General features: G+C 50.1%; 16 protein-coding genes. 5 read left to right on the forward strand and 11 right to left on the reverse strand.

Annotated features, from left to right (window positions below):
* Positions 1-16: 16 nt before the first annotated feature.
* Positions 17-592 carry a DUF3109 family protein gene (locus FJM74_RS04890; RefSeq protein WP_187261444.1) on the forward strand — a complete coding sequence of 192 codons (576 nt, stop codon included), beginning with the start codon at positions 17-19 and terminating at the stop codon, positions 590-592.
* A gap of 79 nt (positions 593-671) precedes the next feature.
* Here FJM74_RS04890 and FJM74_RS04895 read toward each other — a convergent pair whose 3' ends face one another.
* The 4 genes from FJM74_RS04895 to efp form a co-directional block, all read right to left on the reverse strand.
* Positions 672-1,730, reverse strand: a complete 1,059-nt coding sequence (locus FJM74_RS04895) for an FUSC family protein (protein WP_187261445.1) — start codon at positions 1,728-1,730, stop codon at positions 672-674.
* A 491-nt stretch (positions 1,731-2,221) separates the two neighbouring features.
* A complete protein-coding gene (accC, locus tag FJM74_RS04900) occupies positions 2,222-3,568 on the reverse strand; it encodes an acetyl-CoA carboxylase biotin carboxylase subunit (protein ID WP_187261446.1) in 1,347 nt (448 codons plus the stop codon).
* A gap of 153 nt (positions 3,569-3,721) precedes the next feature.
* Positions 3,722-4,216: an acetyl-CoA carboxylase biotin carboxyl carrier protein gene (gene accB, locus FJM74_RS04905; RefSeq protein ID WP_187261447.1), complete on the reverse strand. Its 495-nt coding sequence runs from the start codon at positions 4,214-4,216 to the stop codon at positions 3,722-3,724.
* Between the two features lie 2 nt (positions 4,217-4,218).
* On the reverse strand, positions 4,219-4,782 hold the full coding sequence (efp, locus tag FJM74_RS04910; RefSeq protein ID WP_187261448.1) for an elongation factor P: 564 nt from the start codon (positions 4,780-4,782) through the stop codon (positions 4,219-4,221).
* Positions 4,783-6,130: 1,348 nt separating this feature from the next.
* Between efp and FJM74_RS04915 the strand changes: the two genes are divergently transcribed.
* Entirely contained in the window at positions 6,131-6,376 is a 246-nt protein-coding gene (locus tag FJM74_RS04915; protein ID WP_187261449.1) for a hypothetical protein, read from the forward strand.
* Positions 6,377-6,942: 566 nt separating this feature from the next.
* Positions 6,943-7,293: a hypothetical protein gene (locus tag FJM74_RS04920; protein ID WP_187261450.1), complete on the forward strand. Its 351-nt coding sequence runs from the start codon at positions 6,943-6,945 to the stop codon at positions 7,291-7,293.
* A 69-nt stretch (positions 7,294-7,362) separates the two neighbouring features.
* Here the strand turns inward: FJM74_RS04920 and FJM74_RS04925 are convergent, their stop codons facing one another.
* Entirely contained in the window at positions 7,363-7,590 is a 228-nt protein-coding gene (locus FJM74_RS04925; RefSeq protein WP_187261451.1) for a hypothetical protein, read from the reverse strand.
* A gap of 42 nt (positions 7,591-7,632) precedes the next feature.
* Positions 7,633-8,253, reverse strand: a complete 621-nt coding sequence (locus FJM74_RS04930; protein ID WP_187261452.1) for a hypothetical protein — start codon at positions 8,251-8,253, stop codon at positions 7,633-7,635.
* Between the two features lie 162 nt (positions 8,254-8,415).
* Here FJM74_RS04930 and FJM74_RS04935 point away from each other — a divergent pair, with 162 nt between their 5' ends.
* Positions 8,416-9,120, forward strand: a complete 705-nt coding sequence (locus FJM74_RS04935) for a hypothetical protein (protein ID WP_187261453.1) — start codon at positions 8,416-8,418, stop codon at positions 9,118-9,120.
* A gap of 62 nt (positions 9,121-9,182) precedes the next feature.
* A complete protein-coding gene (locus FJM74_RS04940; protein WP_187261454.1) occupies positions 9,183-9,743 on the forward strand; it encodes a hypothetical protein in 561 nt (186 codons plus the stop codon).
* A gap of 433 nt (positions 9,744-10,176) precedes the next feature.
* Here the strand turns inward: FJM74_RS04940 and FJM74_RS04945 are convergent, their stop codons facing one another.
* The 5 genes from FJM74_RS04945 to ligA form a co-directional block, all read right to left on the reverse strand.
* A complete protein-coding gene (locus tag FJM74_RS04945; RefSeq protein ID WP_187261455.1) occupies positions 10,177-11,073 on the reverse strand; it encodes a hypothetical protein in 897 nt (298 codons plus the stop codon).
* Between the two features lie 97 nt (positions 11,074-11,170).
* The gene (dapA, locus tag FJM74_RS04950) at positions 11,171-12,040 is read right to left on the reverse strand and encodes a 4-hydroxy-tetrahydrodipicolinate synthase (RefSeq protein WP_187261456.1); all 870 of its coding nucleotides are present in this window, start codon (positions 12,038-12,040) and stop codon (positions 11,171-11,173) included.
* Between the two features lie 145 nt (positions 12,041-12,185).
* Positions 12,186-12,923: a LytR/AlgR family response regulator transcription factor gene (locus FJM74_RS04955; RefSeq protein WP_187261457.1), complete on the reverse strand. Its 738-nt coding sequence runs from the start codon at positions 12,921-12,923 to the stop codon at positions 12,186-12,188.
* Positions 12,924-12,927: 4 nt separating this feature from the next.
* The gene (locus FJM74_RS04960) at positions 12,928-13,944 is read right to left on the reverse strand and encodes a sensor histidine kinase (protein WP_187261458.1); all 1,017 of its coding nucleotides are present in this window, start codon (positions 13,942-13,944) and stop codon (positions 12,928-12,930) included.
* A gap of 399 nt (positions 13,945-14,343) precedes the next feature.
* The gene (gene ligA, locus FJM74_RS04965; RefSeq protein WP_187261459.1) at positions 14,344-16,353 is read right to left on the reverse strand and encodes an NAD-dependent DNA ligase LigA; all 2,010 of its coding nucleotides are present in this window, start codon (positions 16,351-16,353) and stop codon (positions 14,344-14,346) included.
* Positions 16,354-16,507: the final 154 nt, after the last annotated feature.

Consider the following 16,507-nt stretch of genomic DNA (forward strand, 5'->3'; position numbering starts at 1 on the left):
TCTCCATAGCAAGCACATGATAGTTCTCCAGAATACCGTAATTAGTGATGATGTACGCGATAATTTTTTCGTTTGCAATTTAGAAAAGTGCAAAGGGGCCTGCTGCGTGGAAGGAGACCTGGGAGCGCCGCTCGACGAAGAGGAACTGCCGATTCTGGAGCAGCACTACGACAAGATCATGCCTTACATGAGCGAGGCCGGCAAGCAGGCTATCGCTGAGCAGGGCGTGTATATTAAAGACTGGGAAGGTGATTTTTCTACCCCCACCATTGGCGACAGGGAGTGCGCCTATGCGCTTTATGATGCAGCCGGGACCTTGAAATGCGCCATAGAGCAGGCTTACCTGGATGGCGTGATCGACTGGAAAAAACCGATCTCCTGCCACCTGTACCCTATCCGCATCACCAAATACGATGGTTTCGATGCGCTTAACTACGACCGCTGGGGCATTTGCAGCAGTGCCTGCAGCTTCGGCGCTGACCTGGGTGTGCGCGTGTACCAGTTCCTGAAGGAACCGCTTATCCGCAAGTATGGCGAAGGCTGGTATACCGAACTGGAGCAGCTGATGGAAGCAGAGGAGAGCAGCCGTTAGCCGTTTGAATCTGGCTGGCAGGTAACTGGCTCCGGAAGACCCTTTTTATTCGAATAATTCAGTTTTTATGGCGGCAGCCCTATTTGCGTCTGGCAATGATGATCTTTGTTCTTCGGATTTGCCTTGTTGCCAGGTACTGCAGTTTTTCGTTATACAGTAGCCAGCCACCTACGGCGCCTACTATACAACCAGTCAAGATGTGGGTAAAGCGGGCCAGGATTAAGGCGGTGGGGTCTTCTGTGAGTGCTGCCCCGGACTCTGCCAAGAAAATGGTTAGTATAGTGATGAAAATGACTGCCAGGCCATAGTTGCGAACCACCAGGAACTCCACAACAGTTTGCAGCAAAATGATGCCGACGCAAAGCAGCAGGAGCGAGGGGCTAAGCAACAGGATTCCCCAGGTAATGACAAGCCCCAGAAACGTACCTATTACCCGCTGAATGCTCCGTTGCCATACATGCTTTACGCTGATGCCCTGCATGACGGCGGCACAGGAGGTCGGGACCCAGTATGATTTTTCGAGCTCCAGCAGGTTGGCAATTAACAGCGAAAGCCCCACAAAGAAACCAAACGTGACTGACTCGGTGAAGTTGACATAGGGGTTTTTGCTGAGAGTGATCGTCTCGTGTGTCGCCTTTGATCTTTTAAGGGTTACCAGACTGTATACAAACCCGAGCAGGCACGAGATCATGGTTCCTATTCCTATCAGGCCGATCTGGTGCGGAACAGTTGCCAGGTCGTGGGGTAGCGTAATGGCCACGGACGCCAGCATGATAAAGAAAAAATTGCCCGGTGGGCGCATCATCTGCAGGTAATAGATTCCCAAGTGCACCGCAAAGGCATAAAGGCCCAGTACTAGCGCCGCCACATAAGGATCGAAGCCAAACACAACCCCCACCGAGAACGATACGAGGATGCCGAAGGAGCAGGTCATCAAAATCATCATCCGTTTGGCAATCTGCTGCGATTGGATGTAAAGGATCACCAAGGCAGCCATGGAGGCCAGCTTTCCATCCTGCAGGTGATCGGTGTAGTAGCCCGCCAGTACCGGAATGCCCACACAAAGCCCTGCCAGCACAGGCAAATGCCATTTCCTGTCTGTCTTTCTAAGTTCAAAAAGCTGTTTGAGTGGCTCCACGCGCTCTTCTTATGCCAAGGGTAAATGCTGCCTTTGTCTTAGGTATCCTACGCACTTCTTCAACATCTGGTATAGCCAGCCTTCCATAAAGGCCACAATCTTACCGGTTCGTGCAGCGCCCTAGTACAGGCGTAACTTCAAAGAGCGAAAGAAGTAGGCGTTCCGGCCCCTGACTTCCATGCCACGGCCACTTGCTGCCTAGAGGAACCTAGGAGAAGGAAAGCACCCGGGAGGAGCACTCTATGCCTATAAATTAACTAAAAGCAAGATAACAGGACGTGCAACTAAAGAGAGATATGGAGGGTGTTTTTTAATTGAACAATGCAAAGATCAGGAATTGCGCTTTGCAGAAAGCATAGCCGACAGAATTACGGTGCAAAAGTATTTTGCTGTTCTTCCAAAATATTTTCCTGTTCAGAAGTCTGGGTCGGTGCCAGGGGAATAAAAATCTCCGGCCTATCAGTGCCGGAGATTTGTATTAAGGGCTCTTCCTATTTTAACGAACTAAAGTCAAACGTGTCCAGGAAAGCAGTCGTGAAGTTGCCGGCCTTAAACTCCGGGTCGTCCATCAGTTTCAAGTGGAATGGAACGGTTGTATGGACACCTTCAATCACGAACTCGCTCAGGGCGCGTTTCATCTTTACCAGAGCCTCCTCCCGCGTTTGCGCACTCACGATCAGCTTGGCAATCATGGAGTCGTAGTTGGAGGGGATGGTATAGCCGGAGTACACATGCGAGTCTACGCGAACGCCGTGACCACCCGGCATGTGCAGGTTGGTGATCTTGCCGGGCGAGGGGCGGAAGTTATTTTTCACGTCCTCTGCGTTGATGCGGCACTCTATGGCGTGCATTTTCGGATAATAGTTCTTGCCGGTTAGTTTATGGCCGGCGGCTACCTTTATCTGCTCCTTTATCAGGTCGTAATCAATAACCTCTTCCGTGATAGGATGCTCCACCTGAATACGGGTGTTCATCTCCATAAAGTAGAAGTCGCGGTTCTTATCTACCAGGAACTCAATAGTGCCCACGCCCTCATAGCTGATAGCCATGGCGCCGGCAATGGCTGCCTGGCCCATTCGCTCGCGCAGATCATCGGTAATGAAAGGGGATGGGGTCTCCTCCACCAGTTTCTGATGCCGGCGCTGGATGGAGCAGTCGCGCTCCGACAGGTGCGCTACCTGACCATGCTGGTCTCCGATCAGCTGAATCTCGATGTGGCGGGGTTCCTCAATATATTTCTCAAGGTAAAGCCCTTCGTTGCCGAACGATGCCTTGGCCTCTGCACGGGCGTCGTTCCAGGCTTTGCTAAACTCTTCGTCGCTGCGCACAATGCGCATGCCTTTGCCGCCGCCACCGGCTGTGGCTTTCAGAATAACAGGGTATTTGCTCTTTCGGGCTATTTTCAGACCTTCCTCCAGGGAGTTCAGCAAACCGTCGGAACCGGGAATAGTGGGTACTCCTGCCTTCTTCATGGTTGCCTTCGCCGAAGACTTGTCGCCCATGGAGTTGATCATTTCGGGGGTCGCCCCAATAAATTTGATATGGTTTTCGGCGCAGATCCGCGAAAATTCGGCGTTTTCAGACAAAAAGCCATAACCCGGGTGAATGGCGTCCGCATTCGTTATTTCAGCTGCGGCGATCAGGTTCGGGATGTTGAGGTAAGATAAGGCGCTGGCCGCAGGACCGATACAAACAGCTTCGTCGGCAAAACGTACATGCAGGCTCTCCTTGTCGGCAGTAGAATACACGGCTACCGTTTTAATACCCATCTCTTTGCACGTGCGGATGATGCGAAGGGCAATCTCTCCCCGATTGGCAATTAGTATTTTTTTAAACATTGTATGAATGTGCTGATGAATTGATGAGTTAATGTGCTGGTTAAAAATCTGAAAATGAATATGCTAATGCTGTTGAACTCAATTTAGGTGAAGAGGCAACATGCCTGCCCCACATTCATCCGGTCCGCATTAGCACATTAACAAATTAGCACATTAGCTAGGATCTACCAGAAACAGGGGCTGGTCGTACTCTACAGGGGAGGCATTGTCTACGAGCACCTTCACTATTTTACCAGATACCTCCGATTCGATTTCGTTGAAGAGTTTCATGGCTTCGATGATACAGATCACCTGTCCTTTTTTCACCTCGTCGCCCACGTTCACAAACAAGGGCGCTTCCGGGCTGGAGGAGCGGTAGAAAGTGCCTATCATGGGGGCTTTTATGGTTATGTACCTGCTTTCTTCGCTGGCAGCTGCCGGGGCGGCAGGGGCGGGGACAAGGGTTGGGCCAGGCTGTGGGGCCGGAGCAGCAGGGGCTGGCGCATGGGGCTGTGCCGGAGCGGAAGACGAGTTGTCTTTTACGTATTTTACCTTCTGGTCCGGGTCACGCTTTACCGATATCTTAAACTCTTCTGTCTCGATATTAACTTTGTTCAGCCCCGATTTGGCGATAAAGTCAATAAGGTCCTGGATTTCTTTAGCTTTCATTGTTATTTTACTCTCTCTGCGTAAGAATAAGTGCGTGTATCAACTTTTATTTTTTCGTCCTGGCCAATAAACAGGGGCACCTGAATAGTGGCTCCTGTCTCTACGATGGCTGGTTTAGATGCGTTGGTAGCAGTGTCGCCTTTAAGGCCGGGTTCTGTATAAGTTATCGTCAGCTCCACAAATGCGGGCAACTCGCAGGTAAGCGGAGTTTCTGTTTCGGCATGGAAAAGAATGGTCACTTCCTGGCCTTCCTTCATCAGGTCAGCAAACGGAACCAGCTTTTCTTCCAGGGCTACCTGCTCAAAGCTGCTCAAATCCATAAAGTTATAGCCAAAGTCGTCTTTGTAGATAAATTGGTGAGGCCGCTGCTCTACCCGGGCCGTGCTAATTTTATGACCGGCAGAAAAAGTGTTGTCTAAAACTTTTCCGGTTTTAATGTTCTTGAGTTTTGTTCTTACGAAAGCTGGGCCTTTGCCTGGTTTCACATGCTGGAATTCAGTTACGATATACAAATCGTTGTTGAACTCTATGCACAAGCCATTTCTAATGTCAGCTGTGGTTGCCATAGTGTGTTTGAGTAATGTAGTAGATATATAAAGGATAAAAGTATAGCTGAAATCGCTGTCTTGCAAGCAAAGTTAGTCAATAACCTGAAAATGTTGTTAAAAACAGAAGAAATCCTTCGTTGCCGCTCCTGTCCACAGCCTGCTCCTGTGGCGGCCGCCCCCGCCACAGGAGCAGGTGATAATCGTCGCTGCTCAGGGCCAATGTCCTGCGGAGGTGCTGCGATATGTCAGCACCTGTTACCACTGCGTCAAGCGTAGGATGGCAGTTACTGCTCTGCTACTCCTTATTAGACTGCTTCGGAACCTATTGGAAATCGCATTAAAACGACAACCACTCCTAACCCGTCCTAAGGCAAGGAATTTGATTAGCTTTTGCTGCCATCGGAAATTCCAGGAAGTTGAGACGTCGTCTGCAACAGACTTCTCTTGCTTTTAAATTATTAAATGAAAGCTACCTTCTGGCGAAATTTTACCTGCTGCTCTTCCTTTTCTATTTCCAGGTTCTAGAGAAATTATTTAAATGATTTAGGGCCTTAGGAGGGGATTGATGCTGATCAACTGTTTCGGGTAAGATATTAAAAATTAAGTGGACTAGATTTTCACGATATCCTACCACCTTAGTAGCCGGAATACACCCCTTACTTGTTCATTTTTATGCGTCAGGAGCCTGTAAACGAATAGAAATAAAAAATATTTAATAACTATCGATTGTTTGTCTAAATAATACGTACTCTTACAAAATTAATGTCAAATAGACGGTAATCATCCATAATGGTTGCTTAATTATATAAAATACGGGAATAATAATAAAAACAGAATTTTGCATAGTTTTGCACTAAAATAATGTTGCAACAGTTTGTTCTACCAACATGCGGATTTTTTAGCAGCCTGCTTCTGTCACTCAGATATCTTGAGCTATACTTGGGGAGCCTTAAAAGATAGATTTAGGTCGGAAAAATATGGTATAACGCCAACTACATGAATTGAGAATTGCATTGGATAACTGCCATGTAATTAGTTGATTAGAGGCAAATGCGGCTAGCATTGCTGCACCTTAAAATTAAAACCAGAAAAAAAATGCCACCTTTTTGAACCAAAATAACCTTATTTGGCATTTTAACTAAATAAATTGCAAGGCTGGCATGTAAATATCAATTTAAGTTTAAAGCAATTATAGCCAATAATTATAGGAACTAAGATTTGTTATTTAAGAAAAAGTCTTATAGATTGCATTTGCCCAGTTGGACCATAAAAGAGAACTAAATAATCATAAAACCATAAGCGCTATTATCTCGGATGTGGTGCTAAGCTATTTGAACTAAACTGTCTGCATTTTAAAAGATCGCCAATGTTAGATATTATCAATTTTATCGCTCTTTCCGGAGTTTTCAACGTGTTGTTTTTCTGGTATGCCTCAACCAAGATGAAATCTAAGGCAGATCCTGTCAAGACACTGGTTGTGTCGTTTATTTTTTCAATTCCGTTGAGCTTGCTTTTGATAGGCGTTTATACCACCATGTTGGTTTATGCCATAAAAAGTGGTGCAAGCGAAGATGCCATGTGGGAATACATGGAACAGGAAGAGCTTCAGTAGCAGCTAACGCCTGTTTTACCTCCTCTTTACTTGTGAATGTATATTTGTAAAAATATATGTTTATAGCAGCGGAGCAGATACGTTTAATTCAGAAGCTAATAGATAAAGCTCAGGACCTGCCTCAACGGCAAAGTTCCTGAGCTTTGTTTTTTGCGCAAACAGCAGAGGCAGGCCAGAAATTTATCCATCACCTTCAGAATGCCAACGTCATAGGTCCACAGGCAGAAACTTAACTTTTCTGTTTTCTATAGGCCACATCAGTATCAGGGCAGCAAGCACGAGAGATACTCTGGATTCTTTCCTGGGCTCAGGCATTTTATTACGGCATCTCTGTTTTCACAGGCCCTCAGGCCAAAAATGCGAGCGCTGTTACTAAATTCCCGGCCGATCCGCCAACCGTTTCCTCTTTTTGTGCTATTGGGCTTCAGCGTGTCGGGCAGTTGATGAGGCGTGGCGCCAGTAGGAGATTCTCGTGTAGATTCTTTTAGATTTTTATATTAAAATTACAGCGTTAATGTATTTTTACCGTAAGAGATAGGCATTTAGCAACATAAAAATTAAAACTTATGAAAAAGACCTGGATTAACATTTTTGCTGCTGCCTGCCTGAGTTTGTCTTTTGGCCTGGTTTCTTGTAGCTCTAACGAAACTACTGGAGTAGAAACCGATACCACTACCCGGGACGATATGACAACTGACGATACGATGATGGAAGATACTGCCACCATGGGAACTACAACTGGCACGACAACTGGTACCACTTCAGGAATGACAACCGGAACTACCACCGGAACTACTACAGGAATGACAACCGGAACTACCACCGGAACTACTACAGGAATGACTACAGGAACTACCTCCGGAACTACTGCCGGAACCACCACAGGTACTACTGGCACCACCACAACCGGCAACTAATTTATCCTATATAAAAAGAAAGGGCTGCACATTTGTGCTGCCCTTTCTTTTATAAGTGTGTCCGGCACCTTACCGGCTTCCGGCACTGCTGCCCACATCCTGGCCACCATCTTCAACACTGGTGCCACCCTGCCGGCCGCCTTTGCCTGGCTTAATGCCTCCGATCTCTCCTGCCTGCGCCTTTTTTTCAGTTATGTCCAGCTCCTCCGCCGGCTTTATAGCAGGAACTTTGTTCCCCTTGTTAAGGGTGTGGTCGGTGTTCTCATTTTTCAGTTTGTCCTTTTCTTTATTGGTCATAGTGCTTCTTTTTAAGTTTTGATTTCTTTTACTACATTTTCATTAGTGTCTGTCAGCGTACCAGCTGTCGTCAGATCTGTTGCGTGCATTCCGGCTCTGGCTTTCGCGGTTATACCTGTTGTCCCGTATCCGACCGCTTAGCGGGTCGTAATAGCGATTTGCGTCAGGGTCAGAGTTTCTGTCGCCGTCGTAGCCGAAGCTCAGCGAGCCGGCCATATTGCCATAGTTTTCATCTCGTCGGTGCTGATAATTATCAGGGCCATAGTCGTTGTTAAAATTACTGCCCGGCCCGAAGCTTTGTTGCCTGTAGTGGCTTCTATGCGCAGGGCTGTCGAATCTTTCTTCCCGCTGTCGGCCATAAGATTCATGGCCCCCACGCTGATAAGTGCTGTCGCTGTCACCTCCCATTCTGTTCCTGTTCTGATAATGCGCTGCAGACCGGTGGTTACGGCCCTGCCACTCATTGTCCGGGCCTCTGTCGAACCCATTCCAGGTACTTACATGGCGATGGTCGCTGGTGGTATCTTGCCGGTATGCCCCACGGTAAGTGTCAGGGTCAGCCCGCCTCTCGTTGTTTCTGCGGCTGTGTTCCTGGCTATCTTCATAGCTGTTATGCGCGTGGCGGAAGTCTCTGTCTCTGTTATTCCAATTATTTCTCTCCATAGCTAAATAGGCTTTATCTTGTATTCCCTTTTAACGACTGTTAGCACCTGGGGTTTACATAACAGTATCTGAAAGGTCTGTTGCAGGTTTTTAACCTAAACCCGGGCAGGTACCGTAAAATAGGAGATAGAATTTATTTAGTAAGACCTAAAACAGAAAGCTATGAGACAGAACAGAGAGGAATATCGAGGCGCTACAAGCAATTGGAGGCAGGAAGAGGAGCCAAACAGGCTGCATGAACAGCGGCATGGGCACAACTCTGATAGAGGCAATTATACCACAGACTCACACTTCCACCCCGGAACCGGCAGGGCCTTCGACAAAGATTTTTATGACCAACGCACCTTTAATTCCAATGCCGACCATGGCTACACCTACCCACAGGGGCGCTACCAGGCAGGAGGGGCCACCTACGGTGGCGATAACTATATGCACAGCCAACGCTCTGCCCAGGATAACCCCTACGGCATGACCTATACCCGTGACGATGGTTACAACTCCGGCCGCCACTACGACCCCAGAGCCGATTATAGCCATTCAGATTATGACGATCTGCGCCAACAGGGCCGATCTTCAGATCGAAGAGGCATGGCCGACGAACGGTTTGGCCATGATGTACGCAGGGGCGGAGGCGACGACAGGTCCCTCGGACATTCTTCTATGGGAGACTATGAGTCGTATCGCCGGTATGAACAAGGCAACCGCATGTACGACAATGACTACAGCGGTGGCTTTGCTGGTCGGAACCACACAGAAGGCAGACAGCATTTTGGCGAAGACGCCAGCTACAGCAACCTGGATCGCTGGAATGACCATAATGACCGCAGGCACAACCGCTCTGGCCAGCATCGGGGCAGCAGACAATAGCAGACACAGCAACTGGTACGCCTGCCAGGTTAAATCAATTCAACACAGGTAAAGCGATAGTTATGAGAAACAACAGAGAAAATAAGTACGGAGACTTTAATCGCCGCAACGAACATGAGCAGCAAAGGCAGCCATATTCGCGTTTCGGCTACGGAAACAACGAGTACAGAACCGACCTGGGCTGGGAAGAAGAACGCCACTACAGGCAGCCGCCAAGAGAAGGCTATGCCAGGGAGGCTGGTAACGAAGGCTCCCGCGACGACTTCTACAATAGGATGTACGATACGGCTAACTACAATGCCATGCCCCGAGAAGAAGAGTATGGCCGCCCAGTGGGTAGGGGAGATGACTTTGGCGACAAGGTGAGCCATTATCCGCTGGAAGACGAGCCTTTTTATGAAGAGCGCAGGCACCTGCGGTACACCATGGGCTACAACCCGAATTACGACAACCCTGAAGAGGGAGACAGCTATCGTAACTTCGACAGCCGGGGCAACCACGGCTACCGGCACGATGCCTCATACGGTACCTCCAACGAGTTCCGGGATTTCGGAAATGATCATTATGGAAGTAACAACAGAAGCAATGCCTGGCGGGAGAAAGATGACAGGTATAACAGGTAAAAAGCCTCTTTCTGTACAGCAGAGTATTAACTTATGCGACCAACTTCGTATAGGTTAACCATACATTAATAGTAGATTTCCATCTGGTAAAGGCCGCGACCACCGTTGCGGCCTTTATGTTTGCCCTCCGTTCAGGGAGCGGCGGCAAGTGTAAATCTCTCCGAAGCTAATCTAGTAGGAGAAACAGCATGTGAAGCATCAACACTACATCACCTGATTTTGCCTCATTAATATGCTCAGGTATGATGAGAGTACGAGCTACAAGCTCGCACGAGCGAACAAGGCATCGCCTTAAGCCTTGAATTTATACCTGCAAGATGAGCTCCGGAGGGGCATTTTCATTAGAATAATTCCGGTAGCTTGTGACACCCCTTGCTGATCTGAACACTGTAGCCGCGCAGGTTGCAGGGCTTGTGCAAAGACCGGTACTTTCCTATTTCCTGTTCGACTCAAAAACAGCCACACGTTTATAGAGTTCTCCCTTACCGGCTCTGGAAGAGAGAAAAAGTGCGTACTTCATCAGGTTATGATGGTTCGACAGATCGGTTATCAGATCAGGAATTCCGTCACGGTCCAGATCGCCGGCCCAATGCAGCACATAAATAGAATTGTCGAGCACATCATCCTGGGCGATTAATTGTTCTATCTTTTTTCCGTTTTTAGTGCCTCTTATTTTCCAGCCATACTGCCCGTAGGCGTATGTGTGCGTGGCGGAGTCGGTGAGGGTGCTGTCGCCGAAGGCAGCGAGGGTATATGTTTTACCTTTATAGCGCAATGGAAGCTCCCGGCCAGGTTTGAGGACGGAGGTGTCGAAGGCGGCCGTGTCTACGGTGCCTGTCTGAACGCCGGAAAGGCCGGTGATGAACAGCAGGGTGGTGGTATCGTGGCCGGTGACTTGCCGCCCTGAAATAACTTTTCTTCCTGCAGCGTTCACTGTTTCGGCATCCCGCACAGGATCATAGGCAGTCTCTACCTGCAAAGTGGTGCTGCGGGTCTCGTACCGGCCGTTGGCATAGATCAGACCAATCCACGTTTTGTTTTCAGCGCCAGCCCAGACTTCTTCTTTATGAAAAAGGCCTTCGATCAGAATTTTTATGGGCTGGTCCGGCTCAGGGCTAAGGCCGGTAGTGTCTATGGCAAAGGCTGAGGCGGCAACAGAGTCAGGAATGGAATACACCTGGTCCTGGTCTTCGGATGCAGGGGCAGCCTGGGCCGTTCCGACCATGTGCGCATGATCAGTGTCAGTTGCCGGAATGGTATCGGCAGATCTGTTGCAGCTGTTGAGCAGGAGCAGCGAGAGCAAAACAGAGAAGTGACGCAGGGGGAGCATATGCTTTTTGTATTGATTGAAAGACAAGGCACTGGCAGGGCCATAAAGCAAAAGCCAGGCACCGGTGCCTGGCTTTTGCTTTATGGCCGATACGGCCTTACAATAGCTTAATGATCTTATCTTTTAAGCCCGACGATGCCTCCACCAGAGGCAGCCGAACGGTGGCAGCGCAAACCCCGAACCGCTCCAGCACCGCCTTTACGCCTACAGGGTTGCTCTCTTCGTACATCAGGGGGTTCAGATCCACGAACTGATAAAGCAGCTTGGCCGCCTCAGCAAAGTTCTGGTTCAGGCCATGCTGCACCATCTGGCTGAATTTCTCCGGAAAGGCGTTGGCCAGCACCGATATCACACCGACAGCCCCAAAGGAGAGCATGGGCAGTGTCATGAGGTCATCTCCACTGATCAGCAGGAAATCTTCTGGCTTGTGCTTGGCAATGAGCATGCACTGCTCCATGTTGGCAGATGCCTCTTTAATGCCGATAATATTCTCGTGTACCGCCAGCTTCAGGGTAGTGTCGGCGGTAATGTTGCTGCCGGTGCGGCTGGGCACGTTGTAGAGCACCACAGGCACCGGCGAGTGGTTTGCTATCTGCAGGTAGTGCTGGTAAATGCCCTGCTGCGATGGCTTGTTGTAGTAGGGGCTAACCGAGAGTAGCGCTGCTATGCCGCTCAGATCTGTCTGGGCTATGGATTCGAGCACCTGCTGTGTGTTGTTGCCGCCAATGCCGTATACCAGCGGGAGCTTCCCGTTAACGTGTTTTTTTATAAAGGTGAGTATTTCGGCCTTCTCAGCAGCCGTGGTTGTAACCGACTCTGCTGTTGTGCCATTTATCACCAGGTAGTTTACCCCACCCTTTATGGTAAAGTCAAGTAATTTCCGGAGCCCTTCATAATCAACGGCAAAATCCTGGGTAAATGGTGTTACCAGGGCTACCCCCGTACCTTTAAAAATATCCTGTATCATGCTGATAGTAAAATAAAAGCAGGGCAGGGCCCTGTTAGGGTGCAAGTTTAGCTTTTTTTAGCTGAAATAAAACAGGAATCGGTCCAGAATCTTTAAATTTTGAAGAAGAAGTGCCCTCCTGAGCAGGCACAAGAGCAGGGGCAATCTACTGGATGTTATTTTCCTCCACCCATTTCAGGAACTGATCTTTGTACACCTCGCCTACAGGAATTTCCTTTGACCGTATCCGTATCCGGCTTTTTTCGATGCTGTCGATCTTTTGCAGCGACACGATGAAGGAGCGGTGCACGCGCAGAAACTTGTTCGATGGCAGCTTCTCCATCATCCTGTTCATCGAGAGCAGCGTAATGATCTTCTGGTCTTTGGTCTGGATGATGATGTAATCCTTCAGCCCCTCTATCCAGAGAATATCCTGAAAATCTACCCTAATCGTTTTATAGTCGGCTTTCACGAACATGAAATCCTGTTCAGGGCCGGGAGCGGCGGGAGCAGGTGCGGCAGGTGCTTTGGCATGGTTAGAGCTTAGCTGCAGCCGCTCTTGCGCCTTTGTTACCGCCTTCAGAAACCGGTCGAAGGGAATCGGCTTGAGGAGGTAATCCACGGCATCGTGGTTAAAGCCTTCGAGGGCGTAGTTCGGATAAGCCGTGGTGAAGATGATGAGTGGCTGGTGCTTGAGGATGTTGAGAAACTGGATACCGGTCAGCTCCGGCATCTCAATATCCAGAAACATGAGGTCCACCTGCTCGCTCTGGAGCACCTGCATGGCCTCTGTGGCGCTGGAGCAGGTGCGCACCAGTTCCAGGAAGGGCAGTTTCCGGATATAACTTTCGATAATGTCCAGTGCCAGGGGCTCATCGTCCACGGCAAGGCAGCGTATGGTCATAGTCTTATTTTTTGGGTTGGAAGTATATTTTTAATGTGGCGTAGAATATTCCCTCTTTCTCCTCGAGGCTCAGCTCGTGCCGGTTCGGGTACAGCATGCTGAGGCGTTGTTTCAGGTTCTGCAGGCCAATGCCGCCAAAGCCTTTTTTCTTATGGGTACTGATGTTGTTGATGGTGCTGAACTGCAGGTACTCCTTCTCCACCAGCAGGTTGATCATGATCCCGATCTCATTTTTGCTGACCAGACCATGCTTAAAGGCATTCTCCACCAGTGTCATCAGCATCATGGGAGCGATCATAATACCTGTTACATCGCCTTCTATGTTAAACTGAATGCTGGTCTGCTCCCGGAGGCGCAGTTTCTGCAGATCAATAAAGTTAAGGATATTTTCGACTTCTTTTTGCAATATTACCTGCGAGTCGTTGCTTTCGTAGAGCATGTAGCGCATCAGCAGCGACAGTTTCATGATCGCATCCGGGGTTTCGGGCGATTGCTTGTAGGCCAGCGAGTAGATGTTGTTGAGAGTGTTGAAGAGAAAATGCGGGTTTACCTGCGATTTGAGGAAGGCCAGCTCCGCCGTCAGCTTCTGCTTCTCGAGCTCCTTGTTGCGGCTCTCGTTGCGGATGTAGTTGCCTGTCACCTTCAGGGCCGAGCTGATGAACACGATCATAAGCCCAGCCACCATGTACTGCAGTATGCGCTCTGAACTGTAAGGAGCCGTCATCTTGGGGTTAAACTCATGGAAGAGGTAATAGTCGATGGGAGGGCGGATCAGGGCGATGAGCAGCAGCACGGCCAGTACATAGCCAACGTACAACAAAATGTGGTTGCGGGCCAGGAAACGCGGTATGAGCACGTACCAGTTAAAATAAAAAATGGTCATATGGAACATCAGGCCACTTACAACATCAATGGCCTTGAACAAGGTAAGGCTGCCTCTGGAGTGCAGGAAGTAGATGATCCAGATGATAAAGATCAGCCAGCCTACAACATGCAAAGCGATCTGGTATCGTTTTCTCATAGGAACGACTGGCAGTGCGAACGGTATGGTGCTCAAAGTCCGGAGTATTCAGGTAAAAGTTGATACTAACATTGCCAGCACCTGCAGTGCAAATTATTCTAATGGAATTGGCCCTCCAGAGCGCCCCAGGGCTGCTGCTGCACCTGCTGCCCGGCCCCGGCTCACCTGGCGTGAGGCTTTTTCTGCACTAAGACTGCAGTTAGATGCCCTTGCTCCCGGTTTGGCCTGAAACTGTACCGACGCTTCCTTAAAATACTCTCCAGTTCAGATGCTACCCTAAATATAAATAAAGTAGCGCATTTCTGTTCTGCTGATCTTGCAACTCTCTACTAACAGGCTGTTTCTCTCTGCCGGGGAAGCTTTCTTGCTGATGAAAACTGCCCCGGCAAAGTATCAGCTTTAGCTGATCATCTCCAGGAACTGCTCTTCCGACAGAATAGAGATACCGAGCTTGGTAGCTTTCTCCAGTTTGGCCGGTCCCATTTTCTCTCCTGCCACCAGGTAGTTCAGCTTAGCGGAGATGGAGCTCACGACCTTGCCGCCGTGTGCGGCAATCAGGTGCTGCAGCTCTTCGCGGCTCACACTCTGGAACACACCCGAAATCACAAAGGTGCTGCCGGCAAGCTTATCGCTCTCCAGCGCCGGGGCTGTGGCAGTGGACTTTAACTGTAGGCCAGCCGCTTTCAGGCGCTCCACCAGCTGCACATGCTCCGGGTTCTGAAAGTACTCCTGAACGGATTGCGCAATGCGTGTGCCGATTTCGTTTACGGCTACCAGCTCCTCCGGCAAAGCGCCGCGCAACGCATCTATGTCAGGAAAGCCTTCGGCCAGCTTTTTGGCTACCGTGCTCCCTACATAGCGGATGCCGAGCCCGAACAGTACCCGGTCGTAGGGTGCCTCTTTCGACTTTTCCAGACCAGCCAGAATGTTGCTAACAGATTTTTCGCCCATGCGGTCCAGGGAGAGCAGCTGTTCGGCGGTCAGGTCGTAGAGGTCGGCGGCATTGCGCACCAGCCCTTTTTGGTAGAGCTGCTCTATGGTTTCGGGTCCTACGCCGTCTATGTTCATGGCTTTGCGCGAAATAAAATGCTCCAGCTTGGCTTGTATCTGCGGGGCACAGCCTTCGTCGTTGGGGCAGTAGAAGTTGGCTTCTCCCTCTGTCCGGATAAGTGGTGTGCCGCAAGCAGGGCAGTGGGTGGGGTAGGCGATAGGCATACTATCGGCCGGGCGTTTCTCAAAATCCACGCCCGTGATCTTAGGAATGATCTCGCCGCCTTTCTCTACAGACACGGTATCGCCCAGGCGCAGGTCGAGGCGCTGGATCTCGTTGGCGTTATGCACGGAGGCCCGCTTTACCACGGTGCCGGCCAGCAGCACCGGCTGTAGCAATGCCACTGGTGTAACGGCGCCCGTGCGGCCCACCTGGTACTGGATGCCCTGCAGCTGGGTGGCGGCGCTCATGGCCGGGTATTTATAGGCGATGGCCCAGCGGGGGCTTTTGGCCGTAAAACCCAGCTCCTCCTGCAGCGCATAGCTGTTTACTTTCACCACCACACCATCCGTAGCGATAGGCAGTTCAAACCTTCTGGTTTCCCATTCCTGAATATAGGCCAGCACCTCGTCTATGCTGCTGCAGGTGCGCCAGGTGGGCGACACCTGGAATCCCCATTTTTTAATCACCTCCAGGCTTTCGGCATGCGTCTCGAAAGGGCTGTGGGCGCAGTGGAAGCTGTAAGAGAAGCAGCCTAACCTGCGGCTGGCCACAATAGCTGAGTCCTGCTGCTTTAGCGTGCCGGAGGCGGCGTTGCGCGGGTTGGCCAGCAGTTGCTCTCCGGCCTCTTCGCGTTCTGCGTTCAGCTGCTCAAACACGGGCAGTGGCAGAAACACTTCGCCTCTTACCTCGAACAGCTCCGGCAACTGATCGCCCTGCACCCGCAGCGGCACATCGCGGATAGTACGCACATTGGCCGTGATGTCGTCGCCACGGGTGCCGTCGCCGCGGGTGGCACCTTGCACAAAGTTTCCGTTTTCGTACGTCAGGCTAATGGCAACGCCGTCGAACTTCTGCTCGCACACGTACTCCACCTGCTGGCCAATGGCTTTTTGGATACGGTTGTCGAACTCACGCAGGTCCTCTTCGGAGTAGGTGTTGCTCAGCGAGAGCATGGGGTACTTGTGGTACACCGTCGTGAAGTTTTTGGTGATGGTGCCGCCCACGCGCTGGGTAGGGGAGTTGGGCAGCTTCAGCTCCGGGTACCGCTCCTCGAGTTCCTGGAGCTGTTTGAGGAGCTGGTCGAACTCGAAATCGGATACCTCAGAAATGCTGTTCTGGTAGTACTCGTAGTTGAGGTGATGGATGCGTTGTGTTAGCTGCTGTATCTCTGCTGCGGGGTCTCTTTCTGTGGCCATGGGGTTAGGAGCTTATCTTGGGGTAAAAATAGGAAAAACCGTTGGAGTCAGCAAAGGCAGCAGCAGGAGCAGGTGACGCCTCAGAGGGGGGCTTTTTTATTTAAATAACGCGAGTTTTGGGTTTAACTAATTGTTAATCAGTAGTTAAGGTACA

The organism is Pontibacter beigongshangensis, from assembly GCF_014332515.1.
Classification (GTDB): Bacteria; Bacteroidota; Bacteroidia; order Cytophagales; family Hymenobacteraceae; genus Pontibacter; species Pontibacter beigongshangensis.